A 14,680-nucleotide genomic window follows, 5' to 3' on the forward strand; every position below is an offset into this window, starting at 1 on the left:
GCATTAAGCCTGAGCAATTGAAACCCTCAATGCAAGAAGTCCTGTAATTCCTTGTAAATCTTCGACTTTCAAAAATTCGGTATCGTTTTGAAGAACCCCTTTTTTCTGAAGTTTATTGATATATTCAAGATATTCTCTTTGATTTTCCATTCCGAAATAAACGATCGTAATTTTTCCGGGACATGTAATTCTGTCATTAGAATCTTTTACATGAGCCTTATCCAAACGTTTTTTAATAATCTCATAATAAGAATTAAATGCACCATCCACATCAAAACGTTTCTCATCCATTCGGAAACGGATGTCAAGTTTTTCATTATAAACGAAAATTAATGATGCAATATCCAAATTAATAGGAAGATCTTTCTTAAAACTTTGGAATTCCTGTTCCATATTACAGATCGTTTTCAATTGCCAATATCTCAATTTGTGAACTACTTTTGAATGATAATGAAGCTCGGGAGCTATATTCTGACCAGTGTATAAATTATGTTCAACGCCATCAGACTTAAATCTTTCGTAATAGTGTGGAAAAATCTGTTGCGCCTTTACTTGTCCTTCATCCAATAAATCCGCTAACTTTCTGTTAACTAGTGTGATGGAATCATCAAGGCTTTTTCTGTTTCCATAAAAAAGATCATTTTGAGTAAAAACTTGTGTAAAATAATCTTTGATTTTCGCCTTAACCTCGCTCGAAGATTTAATCTCCAGTTTTGCCTGTAAAAATGGATGAATTTCTTCTCTCAATAACCTTTGAAAGCGCTGTTCGCTGTCGGCTTTAATTTCATTATTTAATTCATTTTCAAAAATATCTAATGCTAATAAATATTTTTCCGAATCGGATTCTAATAATGAAAAAATTCCGTGAAGACAATCAATTTGCTGATTGAGATCTTCAAGCATTAAATTATACCGTTTTTCCGAGGAAGAACGAATATCTGAAAAGCCAAAAAGCGGCGTAAGATTTTTAAATGAAATCTGTTTTAATGTGTATATTTTTTTTGCCAGAGAAGCATTGAAATATTTCTCTGCTTCGTTTCTGAATTTCCAGACAACACTGTCGTGAATCGTTGTGTATTCTCGCTGGATAATGGCTTCGATCTGATAATTTTTCTCAAAACTAAAACGGTTGAGAGAGAAAAGAATCATATCGGTAAAGAACTCCATTTTCTTTAATTTCAATCCGTTGAAACTATTGGCAATCGGAGAAGTAAATTCCATAATCGCCAGTAATTCATTGTCTTTCATAATCGGAATAACCATGAAACTATTGATTCCGTTTCTTTTTAAAATATTAAAAGACGGCTGGGATTTTATTTCATGATCCAGATTATCAACACTCGAAATAACAATTGGTTTGGGATTGTTATTTAAATTATTGAAAGTATTTTTTCTAGTTTCCTCATCAAATGTATTGATCCAAAAATCTAAAATATGATTGGTAAACACGTTTTCGTAAATCGGAAGTTTTTCAAGTCTTTGATCTTTTTTATTGAAAAGCATTAACCCGAAATTCAGTTCAGCAACATCAAAATAAGATTTAAAAATTTCTACCAAATTCTCATCTGGCGAAAGATTTTCCGGATCAATTTTTATCATGCTCGATTTAAGATCTGATAAAGCTACCTCAGAAGTGCAATCCACCAAAGAAACTATGGAAAAACCTTTTAAGATCCATGATTTTGATGGGAAATATTTCTTCCACAATTTAAAATCATCAAGATTTTCAAGCAACATATCCAAAACTTCATCTGATGGGATTTTTGCTTTTTCTGTCGGATAAATTTCAGTAAAATCTGCATTTACCGTAATTTTATAATGCTTCATGATTCCCTGTTTGTTGGGAATATCATAATAAAACGGAATTGTACTTCTAATATCTCTTTTGAAATAAGCCTGTAGAATTAAGCAGCAACAAAACACATAAAACTCGTCATCATTAATATTTCTGAGCTCGATTTCAAAATCTTTTCCGGCATCTTTCAAAATACTCGTAAACCTTTCGGTATAATTGAAAGTAATATTGGAAAGTGGGATGCTTGCAGCTTTTATTTCATTGTTTGTCAGTCCGGTAGGGAAAAGATCCGCCAAAATTAACCTAATGAGTTCTTCATGTTTTTCCAACAAGGAAGTATCCTGAAATCCATCTCGAAGCTCCTGAAAATTTTTCGTCTTTTCTATTAAAGATTGTGCATAATTTACACGATACTCCAATCGATCGTTGTAACGAATATGTTCGAGCACATCCAAATATTTTTTGAACGAAATATAAAGTTGAAACGGGGAGTCCTTTTTATAGAGGTTTGACAAAAGCTGTGAAATTTCAAGTAAAGTTATGAAAAAAGAGGGATATTAGGATTTTGGTTTTTTATTTTATTGTGTGGGATGAGGTGATTGTTGTCAGTTAGTCTGAATTTTCTGAGAAATTGAATAATTTTTCTTCAACATAACTAAAAATATGAAAACTTATAGAATCTTTATTAATATTTAGATTAACATTTGCCCAACCTCTAGGATCGGCAGACTCTTCCTTTAATCTTAAAAAACTACCTTTACAATTTCCATGAGGGTCTGTATTTTGCTCTTTACAATTTTGTAAGCCAATAATTGTAAGAATTGAAATTATTAGCTTCATTGAGATTTTTTAATAATATATTTCCGTTTTTTACCGTCATTAAAGTTCAAATCAATATACGGACTTTCCCAAATGTAATTTTTTCCATCAAAGGTTATTGCTCCAAAATCTTTAGACTTTTGTAAATGACGTTCATTTTCTGTATCGTCTAATGCTTTTAAATAATTTAAAATTAATGAATGACTGTCTTTTGTAGATGATTTTAGCATATAATATTCATACAACTGAAACCCCTCTGCCGAATAAGTGATAGAATCATTTGAAATTATAAGGCTTATTTCATGTATATTTCTCCAATCATCACTATTTTCATTTAATATTAAGGAGTATTTTCCTTTCCAATTTTCTAATAAGTCAACTGTTTGTCTTTTTTCTTTATTTAAATTCTGATTTTTTGAAATATTTGTTCCAACTAATAATGATTTGATGAATTCTTTTTTTGAATAAGCCATATCATCATTATAATTTTTTATACTAATTTCTTTAATGAAAAGCCATTTATTATCTTCTTTTTTATAGAATTTAATAGTATAAGGGAAATCTACTGTATAGTTATCATTATCCTCATATTTAAAATATTGTGGAGCTATATATTGACCAATAATATCATAGTTTTGTTCGTCTACTAATTTATTTTTCAGTAACAAGTTTATTTTCTTTCTATCTTTTTCCGAATAAGAATAGGTATCATTATATTCATCTTCTATTGGATTTATGTTATTTGTCTTGAGAAAATTAGTGTAATATTTTTGTTGGTTCTCTTTAGGAATATAATAAACTGAATATCCACCACCTTTTTTATCCAAATTAAATTTCATTGGGATTTTTTGTTCTTTGTCAAAATAATATTCAGAGAGGGTATTGAAGTTTTTTGATAAATCATTGGTTTGTCCATTACAACAAATTAAAGTAATTAGCAGTAAAATATATAGATATAATTTTTTCATCTGATACTATTTTTCCATTTCCTATTTGAGAATATTATTTGAAATAAAATTCATATAATTAAATTCTTGAATACCTATTTCTCCAAAGTTATCTTTATTCAATATTCTGTGCTTTCCAGTTGATCCCCCTATTCTAGATTCGGAAATTGTTACATTATCTAATAAGAAAATTTTTTCTTTGTGTTTTTTAAAAGTAAAATTTATGTTATAAATATCTTCATTTGTTTTATATGAAGAACTAAAAGAAAGAATATCGTTATTAACTTTATAATCATAAAATGTATCACCACCATTCCCACATTCTTCACAAGGAATAATAGTATCACTATTTAAAATAAGTGAATAATTATCATTACTTTTTTGTAGAAATACAATGTTTTTAAAATTATCATCTTTTGCGATAATAATTATATTTAGATTATTATCACCATTCTTTATTTCGTTATTGTAAATAATATTTGAAGAGTTTAAATGATTTTTTTTAAGTATTTCATTAATATTATTCCTTGCTGAATTTTCTTTTTCAAAATAATTAAAAAATTCTTTTTCAATATCTATTGGGTAAATATTTAGTGGCTTTTTCCCTTTATGATAAAGTAGTAATGTCCAAGGCTTATACATTGAAAGTGAAATAACTTTTTGTCCAAGCTTCAAAATATTTTTATTTTCAATATTAATAGTATCTACTCTGTTTTTTAAAATAAAATCTCCTGCTTCGGCATTATAAAAATTAGCATCATCAGCCATCGTGTAAAAATCATCTTTATTTTTATATGATTTTTTTAAGCTATCAATATAAGCTGTTGTAGGATTTATAAATATTACTTGATCTTTATCTTCTAGTTGTATTGTATCAGATTTAAATTGTTTTATCATTATCCTTTTATCAAAAGGACTAGGATCTTTTTTACAGCTAATAAAAAAGATAAGAGAAGCCATAAATATTATGCAAGTTTTGTTCTTATTATAATTAATCTGCATTATAAATTATAGTTCTTTTAACATTTTTACCTTCTTGTTCAATTAAAATTTCTGTTAGTCCCCCTTCATATAACATAGATATTTGTATTTTACTTTCCTGTATTCTATATTCGATCGAAATTAAGCCACTCTTACCTATTTTAAATTCTTTATTTGCATTAGGTAATTTGGGTATAAGTAAATTTGAATCATCAATTTTTTTATTTTTTATCAAATCCTCATATACTTCAATCATTAAAGTATTTTTAATAATGCATTCCTCACCGCTTCCCATCTCAACTTCTATTTTCCTGCAATCTTCTTTCTTGCTCTCTGCTGTAACGTTTTGATCAACCACAATATTTTCTTTGGATTCTATACCACAAACTTTATATAGCTCATCTAATTTGAGATATTTGTATTTTAAGTTTATTGGATTTTGTGGATTGGAAGTTGTGTTAATTAACTTTTTATTTTTAGGAACAAAGGCTAGCCATGCAATTGTGCTTTCAACAAGTTGTTTTTTATTTGGATTATTGGATAAATTATTTTCCGTATATACTTGTATGATAATACTATCAGACTGCATATTTTCAATTCTGATGTTATAGTTGCCTTTATACATTGAAAGGTTTAAATCACTGGATTCAACTATTTTTTTTATAATATCATAGCAGGTAATCTTTTCTTCAGTAAGATTATTGTTATTGTGAAGACTTATAGTCTGTGTTTGTTTCAAATTTTGAGAATCACTTTTTTTACATCCTAGTAAAAAAAATAAGATAACTAATGTGTAGATTTTCATTTGATATTATTTAAAAGCTGTTTACAATTCTAGGAATACATGTCTTTATATTTTTTTCGTAAGCTTTTTGAACTTCAGGATAATTGTCTAATGCATGCCATCTTCCAACATTCCCATTATGACGTTTTATAAAATTTGCAATATACATCATACCAGCTTCTACAGAAGGAAACTTTATATATTTCTTTTTTCTATCCTTAACCTGTATATTACCACCTTTACCACTCATTCCTACGTTTTCGAAACTTTCCCATAATCCTACAGGTTTATATTCTGGATATGAAGAATACAAAGAACTATCCCAACCATAATTAGGGGCTTGCTTATCACCTGAAACTTCCATTCCTGGTGCACCACAAATTTTATATTGATCAGATTTAAAATGGGAGCATTCCCATCTATACATCATTTCTATTGTTTTTGCCATTTCTAAATCATATATATGATATATTTTCATTAATGCCAGTCTTGCGTCATGTTCCGTAAACTCTCTATGCTCTGTATTAATATTTTCAGGTTCTTCTCCAAATGAATTATTGTAACCTTCCTGAAGTATTGCTAAAGAATCAATTAGATCGTTTCTTCTATTGTATGGTGTTGAAGAATTAGAAAGAGGATTTGAATTTAGATTAAAGCCTAAAGCTCCTGAAAAATGTTCAAAATGAAGCATAAAAACAACATCATCATTTAATACCATTAGAGGGATTCTTTTTTCTTTAACTATTTTCAATAGTTTTCCTGTTTTTCCTAATTCTTTTTTCTGTTTTATTTCATCTCCCTTTTTTACTTTTATACTACTAGGATCGAGCTCTCCGTATCGGATTATAAAATCTCTTCCATCTTTTAGTTTATGCCTTACACTTACTTGACTTGTTTCACAATAAAATAGTTTTACATCTAGTACTACACCATCGGCTATTGCAACAACAGGTTCTAGTGGGTTAGTATATAAATCACGAGCTGCATGTTTTCTCCGACCTTTATCTCTATTTGCATTGAAGGTTGTCATATTTGAACCTTGCTTTGCTGTCCAATTTCTTATTTTTCCCCATTTATTTTTACTGTCATTTTCTGGTTTTACTAGTAACGGAAAAATTATTAATTTCTCTTTATCAGTTTTTTTCTCTCTTGCCTTTACTTGCTTTTCCACCCCCACCAAAGAATTCCCATAATCTGTAAAAACAGTAATCTCCTTATTCTTCAAAGCCTTTCCTTTAATTTCAGCCCAATCATGTTGAAGATAATCTTTAGCTTGTGGAAGCAAAATATTTTTCTCTTCTCTTTTGGAAATAGGCTTTTGTTCTGCGGGAGAATTTTTGGCTTTTATGGTTGGTTTTCGCTCCGGTTTTTTCGTTCCAATTGGTGCAGGAACAACGCCGGGAGTCCAATATAAAGGATTTTTAACATTCACATTTTCAGAATCATGAATTTTACCTTTGTAGTATTCTGCTGTTACATAAAATTCCAACTCTTCAGCATGAGCTTCACCTTTCATAGCTTTTTTCATTAAAGCTTTGGTAAGGGTAAATTCAACCATAGCCAGGCCGTTATCTTGAACGTATGCTGTTTTCATTTCAATGGCCTCGTTTTTCGCATCATGACCATCACCTTTCACATCATCTTCCCATAAAGTAAAAACAATTTCTTTCCCAAACATCGATGTTGTATGTGCTTTAGCTCTTAATCTGTCATAAAAACTAAAAGTGTCACCCTTTTTATCATCAACATAATAAAGATCAACTTTTCCGATTTTAGGAATCTTCGAATTTTTAGGTTTAATAATTAATCCACCACCTTCTGGATGATGAAGATAAGCTTCCAGTCGGAAAGTTCCTCCCAAAGCGGTTTGTCCAAAAGTAAAACTGCTTATTCCAACTTTTTTAATATGCGTGGTTGTAAATTTTCCTCCTCGTCTTTCTCTGAAAAGTTCCCATGTCACATTTGCAGGATTTCGATCTTTTATAGGAGTGTCTGGATACCAATCTACAATGTGATAGGTATTTAATTCTCCAATAATAGGAGAGATGTTTCCTGAAACCATAGAAACTCCCTGTTTACCTTTGTTGGCAAGCTGAGTTTTGATTTCATTTTCTTTTAATTTGTTTTCGTGGGCAATTTCTCTTTGATATTCCTGTTCATATTTTTCATCTTCATCGGCGAGAAAACTGTATTTTCTTTTTGCCATGTTTTTGTGTTTTTATTTTTTAATAAGCATCTAAATCTTGTTCATCCAATTGATTAATAAACTTCCTCAAATTCACAAACGGATTAATATACCCATGCACTTTCGGATTTGCATTTTTGAAATTCTGTTTGGTCAGTTGTGTTCTTTGTCCGTGATCCATTACTTTTATTTTTCCGCCGATGCTGCATTGAAGTTCGGAGATTTCTGTCAATAAGGGATGATCTATTACCTGAACATCTTTATAAAACTTCTGCCATTTTCCGGCAGGAGCAAAACTGCAAGGCTGATTATTCTTTAGTGAACAATTTCCAAACGGAACCGTTGGCGGATTAAACTGTGTGTCATCTTTAGTCACAGCAAGAAAATCATTCGAAGCTTCTTTATTATTGATGTAATGTTTTTGATGACTTGTTACTTTAAAATTGGGAAATTTCGTTCCCTTATCGCAAATTGCTTTTCCTTTTTGGATCACAAAAAGTTTTCCGTCGTGTTCTCCGGCAGATTTTTCTTTAGATTCTTTTTGCTCTTCTTTTTCTTGTTGGTTTTTATCCTCAGAGTTTTCGGAATTACTGGAAGAATTATTTTCAAAACCATGCTCGACTTTTGCCTTTTCGGTGTCCTCGGTTTTCTTTGCAATTTTAGCATTAATATCATCTACTTCATGAGGTTCGGGAATCGTAAGAATCATTCCTTCTTTAATCTCGCTTCCAATTCCTCTTTCGATTGGACCTTTAAAATTGTGGAAAATTTTCAGCGTGTAGGCATTTGGTAAGCCTAGCTTTTCGGCAAGAGACGTTAAAGTGTCGCCTTTTTGGACTTGGTATTCTATCATTTGTGTCGTATTTGTGTTAATCCAAAAATAGTGAAATTATTTTATATCTATCTGAATTTCTGTGATTTCTTTCGCGATGTAAAGCTGTAATTCCATTTTAATATTAGCTTTTTGAAGTAATTTTTTCTCTTTATTTAAATGATATGTTGCTGTAATTTTCGATTCCAATAATTCATCTTCATTGTTTTCATTATTATCATTAAATTGATTGATAATTTTTTGTTGAGTTCTTTCATCAATACAATCCGAAGTTTGAGTAATTTCAATGCTTTCCGATACATCGATGAGGTAATGATTGCGGTACAAAATATCATAAGATGAAAATCTCTCCGAATTTTCAAATTCACTTTTAGAATACGTTTTAAAATAAGGTGAAAAATAAAACTGCAAAAACAAATCCTGTCGGAAATATTCCAAAAACAATTCTTTTATTTCGACAGTTTTATCGAATTCATCAATGTATTGGATGGAATTTTCGTCATCGTATTTTTTCAATAACTGATCTCTGGATCTCTTCCAGTTCGGCAAGATTTTATAATAATTTTTAATATTCTCAACCTTTCCATGACTATTGATTTCAAATTCGATATTTGAAAAAAGAGACGAACATTCAGCTGCAAGTTCATAAGTTTTTAAATCTGGGGTTTTGCCATTTAATAAAACAGATTCTTTAATGAATTGGAAAAGATAAAGTCCATTTTCCTGACCGAGATATTTAATAGAAATATCAAACTCCGTTTCATTTTGAATTTGTTCATCAATAAGATCTTTTATCAAGACTTTATACGTATGATTGATTTGTGAAAAATTCGGAAGCAATAATCCATTTTGAATGGACAGATTTGCCTGATTTTTTCTGTTGTTTACATTTTGTTTTCGTCGATCTAAAATTTCCTCAATATCTTTTTGATCCGGAATAAAAATTTCCTGCCCCTCAAATAGAGTAGAGCTGATATGGTTTTTATCTCTCGGAACATGAAGATGATGAAAATATTTCAACAATTCAATGTCAGAAATCTGATAATGGTTTGCAATCTGCTCTAGAGTTTCACCTTTCTTTACGATATGACTTTGTAAATAAAATCTCATATCAATAAAGGTTTTTTAATTGAAACTTGTCTGGAATCAAAAAGAAAAAATGTTGTTTGGGAAATCCTCAAAAGGAGACCCTTTTGAAAAGTGATGTTTTTCATTTGTTTGTGTTTTGTTCAAATTTATAAAAATAATTGATATTTAGATTTTATTTTTTTTAATTTTATTTGAAGCTTAATCCCGCTTTCCGCACTCGCTATTTTTTTTGGGTTTTGGCGCGGCAGCTTTGCTGCTGCGCCAAAACCCAAAAAAATGAGCTCAAACAAATGCTTCAATCGGGGCTAGGGTCGCAGACATTTATATAAATTTTAGTTAAAAAAGTCAACAAAATTTACAATAAAAATTTAAAGATACTTCATAAAAAAAAGCACAACCCAAAAGAGTTGTGCTTCTATATAAATTTTAATGTTGAATCTTATAATCCAAACACTTTAGCAAATAAATCAGGAGCAACTCCTAAAATAATTACCGAAGCGATAACGACTACACCAACAATATTGTAAGTAAGCGTTACTTTTTCTGAAGATTTGAATGTACTTTCTTTATAGAAAAACATTGAAATAATTAATCTCAAATAGTAAGCGATAGATACTGCAGAACCTAAAACTGCAACCAATACCAAGAAAACTCCATGTGTTGAGTTCATTGCCTGAGAGAATAAAGCAAATTTCCCCATAAAACCAGCTGTTAACGGAACTCCTGCCATTGAAAGCATAGAAATTGCCGCTACTGTTGCCAGTAAAGGTTCTGTTTTAGCCAATCCTTTGAAAGCACCGAAAGACGTTTCTCTTTTCAGTTTTTCAACATAGATCAAACACATAAAAACTCCTACTGTTGATAAAGCGTAAGCAAATAAATAGAACGCTAAATTATAAGTAGAAAGGCTTGTCATTCCGAAGAACACCAACCCGATGTATCCTGCGTGAGAAACCGAAGAGTATGCCAACATTCTTTTTGCATTTGTCTGAGCAAGACCCATAACATTTGCCAAAAGCAATGTGATAATTAAGAATACTCCAAAAACATTGATCCATTCTTCTGTAACACCTCCGAATCCGATCGTCATTAATCTGAATAATGCGAAAAATCCTGAGATTTTTACAACACTCGCCATGAAAGCGGTGATCAATGAAGGTGCTCCATAATAAACATCAGGACTCCACATGTGGAAAGGCGCTAATGCTACTTTGAATGCCAATGCACAAAGAATCAATAAAACTCCTAGGATGAACATTACATCTTTCGGATTTGAAACTCCAAAATCCTGGATTTTATATAAATCGAAACTTCCAACACTTCCGTAGATAAATGCAATACCGAACAACAAGAAACCTGTCGCGAATGCACCCATTAGGAAATATTTAATTGAAGCTTCGTTTGATCTTAAATCAGTTTTGTTAGCTCCCGCCATTACATATAAAGGAATAGAAAGGATTTCAACTCCTAGGAATAACGTTACTAAGTTTTGATATCCGAAAAGGATAATTCCACCGCACAATGCAAAAAGCATTAATGCATATAATTCAGATTGGTGGCTTCTGTGATTGCTGAACGCAAAACCTCCCAAAAAGAATAATAATAATGTAGTTACGATTGATATTTTAGTGAATAACGCAGTATTGGCTGTGTAGTCATACATATGTCTGTACTGTCCGAAGAAAGCACATTCCGGCATAAAACTTACCCATAATGCGATGATTAATCCCAAAATCCCAATGTATCTTGCGAATTTCCCTTGTTCAAAAACTCCTGAAAATAACGCAACAACTGCCGTTAGGAAAACAATAATTAAAACACTCATTTTTTAAAATATCAAATTAGCTTACCATTGATTGGTAGATAAACTTCAACGAACTATTCACCATTTCGATTATCGGTTGTGGGAAAATACCAAATATAATCACAAAAACCGCTATACTTGCCAGTACCGAAAACTCTACTGAAGATAAATCTTTTACTGTGCTTAAAACAGCATCATCTCCTTGTCCAAACATTGCCTTTCCGTAGAATCTCAATAAATATACTGCAGCAAGAATTACCGTAAGACCAGCGATTACCGCTGCCAATCCGTTAAAATCATACACAGATTTCAACAAAATAAATTCTCCGATGAATCCATTAGTCAATGGAACTCCCATTGAACCTAATATAATGATCAAGAATAACACGGCAAACTTAGGAGCAACTTTCGCCAAACCACCCATTTGTCTGATGTCTCTTGATTTAAATCTCTTGTATAAAATATCACAACAGTAGAATAAACCTACCACGTTGATACCGTGAGCAAAGGTCTGTACCAAAGCTCCTTCAGCACCTTCGATGTTGAAAGTTCCTCTTAAAGTAATTACTGCAGAAGCAAAAATACCTGCAACCATCAATCCTACGTGAGAGAAAGAAGAATACGCAATGATTCTCTTCATATCAGTCTGGATGATCGCAATTAATGCTCCGTGTACAATTCCTACAATCGCAAGAATAATTACAATCTGTCCCGAAATTCCTGCAATCGGAAGGGGAGTAATTGGTAATAAATATCTTAAAACTCCATACACTGCCATCTTCAACATGATCCCTGATAATAACATCGATCCTTGAGTAGGAGAGTATGTATAGGTATCCGGTTGCCAAGTATGGAAAGGGAATACTGGTAATTTCACTGCAAAAGCAAAGAAAATAAACCAGAATACCACAGTCTGTTGTGTTTCGTTTAATTGAGCATTATATAAATCTGTTAGAGCAAAAGATGCAGAATGATTGTAAACATAAATCAATCCGGCTAACATGAATAATGATCCAACGAATGTATATACAAAGAATTTCGTTGTGAATTCAAATCTTTTATTCTCCTGACCCCAAAGTCCGGCAATGAACCAAATCGGAATCAATGTTACTTCCCAGAAAATGTAGAACAATAGTCCGTCAAGCGATGTGAAAACTCCTATAAGACCGAATTGCATTAGCAAAATCAAACCGTAGAAAGTGTTTCTGTAGCTTACATTTTCATTAAAAGAAGATAAAATAATGATTGGCGCTAAAATATTCGTCAACAATAAAAGAAGCAAGCTCATCCCATCGATACCGAAGTGAAGAGAGCTCTTCATGAATTGCGACCAAGGGTAATTGATCTCGTGCTGCAATACGCTGTCTACTGTCGGAGTAAAATCAAAATCCGCTGTAATGTAGAAGGTAACAAGCATTTGAACCAATGCAATTCCCAGTGCCAAATATTTGCTGGAATTACTCTTCCATGCAAAAACTAATCCCGAACCTACTAGAGGTAATAGTAATAATGTTAATAATAAACCAGACATTATTGTAATATAAAGTTAACAATCAGTATAATTCCCACAGCCAAAGACATGATTAGAATGTAGTTTTCTACATTTCCATTCTGGATACGCTTCATCGCTTTTCCGCTGTCTTCAGCACCTTCACCTACGAAGTCTACAAAACGATCAAGAATACCTTTATCAAACATCTTTCCTCCGCGTCCTAATCCTTCAACAGTTTTTACAATTAATGCATTGTAAAGTTCGTCAACATATAATTTTTTAGCAGACAATTTTTCCCATCCTGTGTACTGCTCTTCAGGTAACGCTTGTTTTTTCTTATTCACATAAGTATTTTTAACAATGAACCAAACACAGAAGAACATTAAAACTGTTGCTCCTAAAAGTATCATTTCAGTACCAAACGGAACTCCAGAAAGAGTCGTTTCCATTTGTTTAAAGCTTTCCTCAGTAAGAACCGGCTTCAACCACTCCATTAATTTTGCATAATGACCGTGACCGATGAAGTGAGGAAGATTAATTAAACCACCCAAGACAGAAAGAACAGCCAATACGATCAATGGTAATGTCATATTAGACGGGCTTTCGTGTAAGTGATGTTTTTGATCTTCAGTACCTCTGAACTCTCCGTGGAAAGTCAAATAATATAATCTAAACATATATGTTGCAGTAATAGCTGCTAAAATGAATAAGATTACCCAGTAAATAGGGTTTTTAGCAAAAGCTGCTACTAAAATTTCGTCTTTAGAAATCATCCCTGAAAGTAAAGGGAATCCTGAAATTGCTAATGTTCCGATAAGGAAAGTTGCGTGAGTAATCGGAATGTATTTTTTCAAACCTCCCATGAAACGCATATCCTGCTCGTTGCTCATTGCGTGGATTACAGAACCTGCTCCCAAGAACAATAATGCCTTGAAGAAAGCGTGTGTCATTACGTGGAACATCGCTGTTGTATAAGCGCCAAGACCTAAAGCAATGAACATAAATCCAAGTTGTGAAACTGTAGAATATGCTAATACCTTTTTGATGTCGTTCTGACGTAATGCATAGAATCCTGCCAAAGCAGCCGTCAAGAATCCGATGAATAAAATTCCTCCCTGAACAGTTGGTGCTAAAGTAAATAAGAAGTTTGATCTTACTACTAAATAGATACCCGCCGTTACCATCGTCGCCGCGTGAATCAACGCAGAAACAGGGGTCGGACCAGCCATCGCGTCCGGTAACCAAGTATATAAAGGAACCTGAGCTGATTTACCAGTTGCACCGATAAATAAACTCGCTGTAATAAAGATAATTACTGTTCCGTCTAATTCAAATTTTCCAGCGTTTTGCGCTACAGAAATATAATCTAATGAATTTGTCTGTGCTGCAATCATGAAAATACCGATCAATAAAGCAAGATCACCGATTCTGTTCATGATGAATGCTTTTCTCGCTGCTTTACCGTATTCTTCGTTAGTATACCAGAATCCGATTAGTAAATAAGAACATAATCCTACACCTTCCCATCCAATGAATAAGATCAGGTAGTTACATCCCATTACCAATAATAACATAGAGAAGATGAATAGATTTAAATAAGTGAAAAACTTATAAAAACCTTTATCGTGGCTCATGTATCCGATAGAGTACAGGTGAATTAAAGATCCGATTCCTGTGATAATCATTACCATCATTAATGAAAGCTGATCGATCTGGAATCCAAAATCAATCTGAACTCCGTTTACTGTGAACCATTTGAAAGCCTTTACGATAACAGCAGGACTTTCAGAATCGAAATTCATGAAAAGACTTACTGCAATACAGAAAGATCCGAAAACCATTGCTGTAGCCAAGCTACCCACAACAATTTTAGGAAGATTTTTCCCGAAAAGACCGTTAATAAGAAAACCTAAAAGTGGTAAAAGTACTATTGCATATATTAAATTCTCCAT

The 14,680-nt window shown here is 32.0% G+C and carries 11 protein-coding genes; all 11 read right to left on the reverse strand.

Annotation, left to right across the window (positions count from 1 at the left end; genetic code table 11):
- Positions 1 to 3: 3 nt before the first annotated feature.
- Positions 4 to 2,244: a GAF domain-containing protein gene (locus ACKX2A_RS15030; RefSeq protein ID WP_415325552.1), complete on the reverse strand. Its 2,241-nt coding sequence runs from the start codon at positions 2,242 to 2,244 to the stop codon at positions 4 to 6.
- Between the two features lie 160 nt (positions 2,245 to 2,404).
- Complete coding sequence (locus tag ACKX2A_RS15035) at positions 2,405 to 2,635, reverse strand: hypothetical protein (RefSeq protein WP_415325553.1); 231 nt, start codon at positions 2,633 to 2,635, stop codon at positions 2,405 to 2,407.
- Entirely contained in the window at positions 2,632 to 3,582 is a 951-nt protein-coding gene (locus ACKX2A_RS15040) for a hypothetical protein (RefSeq protein WP_415325554.1), read from the reverse strand. The genes ACKX2A_RS15035 and ACKX2A_RS15040 overlap by 4 nt, the downstream gene beginning before the upstream one ends.
- Before the next feature lie 21 nt (positions 3,583 to 3,603).
- Complete coding sequence (locus ACKX2A_RS15045; RefSeq protein ID WP_415325555.1) at positions 3,604 to 4,521, reverse strand: hypothetical protein; 918 nt, start codon at positions 4,519 to 4,521, stop codon at positions 3,604 to 3,606.
- A 31-nt stretch (positions 4,522 to 4,552) separates the two neighbouring features.
- Positions 4,553 to 5,347, reverse strand: a complete 795-nt coding sequence (locus tag ACKX2A_RS15050) for a hypothetical protein (RefSeq protein ID WP_415325556.1) — start codon at positions 5,345 to 5,347, stop codon at positions 4,553 to 4,555.
- 10 nt (positions 5,348 to 5,357) lie between these two features.
- Positions 5,358 to 7,532: a M23 family metallopeptidase gene (locus ACKX2A_RS15055; RefSeq protein WP_415325557.1), complete on the reverse strand. Its 2,175-nt coding sequence runs from the start codon at positions 7,530 to 7,532 to the stop codon at positions 5,358 to 5,360.
- Between the two features lie 19 nt (positions 7,533 to 7,551).
- Entirely contained in the window at positions 7,552 to 8,364 is an 813-nt protein-coding gene (locus ACKX2A_RS15060; RefSeq protein ID WP_415325558.1) for a PAAR-like protein, read from the reverse strand.
- 36 nt (positions 8,365 to 8,400) lie between these two features.
- Entirely contained in the window at positions 8,401 to 9,453 is a 1,053-nt protein-coding gene (locus ACKX2A_RS15065) for a LysM peptidoglycan-binding domain-containing protein (RefSeq protein WP_415325559.1), read from the reverse strand.
- A gap of 418 nt (positions 9,454 to 9,871) precedes the next feature.
- The gene (locus tag ACKX2A_RS15070; RefSeq protein ID WP_415325560.1) at positions 9,872 to 11,257 is read right to left on the reverse strand and encodes an NADH-quinone oxidoreductase subunit N; all 1,386 of its coding nucleotides are present in this window, start codon (positions 11,255 to 11,257) and stop codon (positions 9,872 to 9,874) included.
- A 16-nt stretch (positions 11,258 to 11,273) separates the two neighbouring features.
- On the reverse strand, positions 11,274 to 12,767 hold the full coding sequence (locus ACKX2A_RS15075; RefSeq protein ID WP_415325561.1) for a complex I subunit 4 family protein: 1,494 nt from the start codon (positions 12,765 to 12,767) through the stop codon (positions 11,274 to 11,276).
- On the reverse strand, positions 12,767 to 14,680 hold the full coding sequence (gene nuoL / locus ACKX2A_RS15080; RefSeq protein WP_415325562.1) for an NADH-quinone oxidoreductase subunit L: 1,914 nt from the start codon (positions 14,678 to 14,680) through the stop codon (positions 12,767 to 12,769). Before nuoL ends, ACKX2A_RS15075 begins: the two co-directional genes overlap by 1 nt.

It is taken from the genome of Chryseobacterium sp. MMS23-Vi53 (assembly GCF_047651245.1).
Classification (GTDB): Bacteria; Bacteroidota; Bacteroidia; order Flavobacteriales; family Weeksellaceae; genus Chryseobacterium.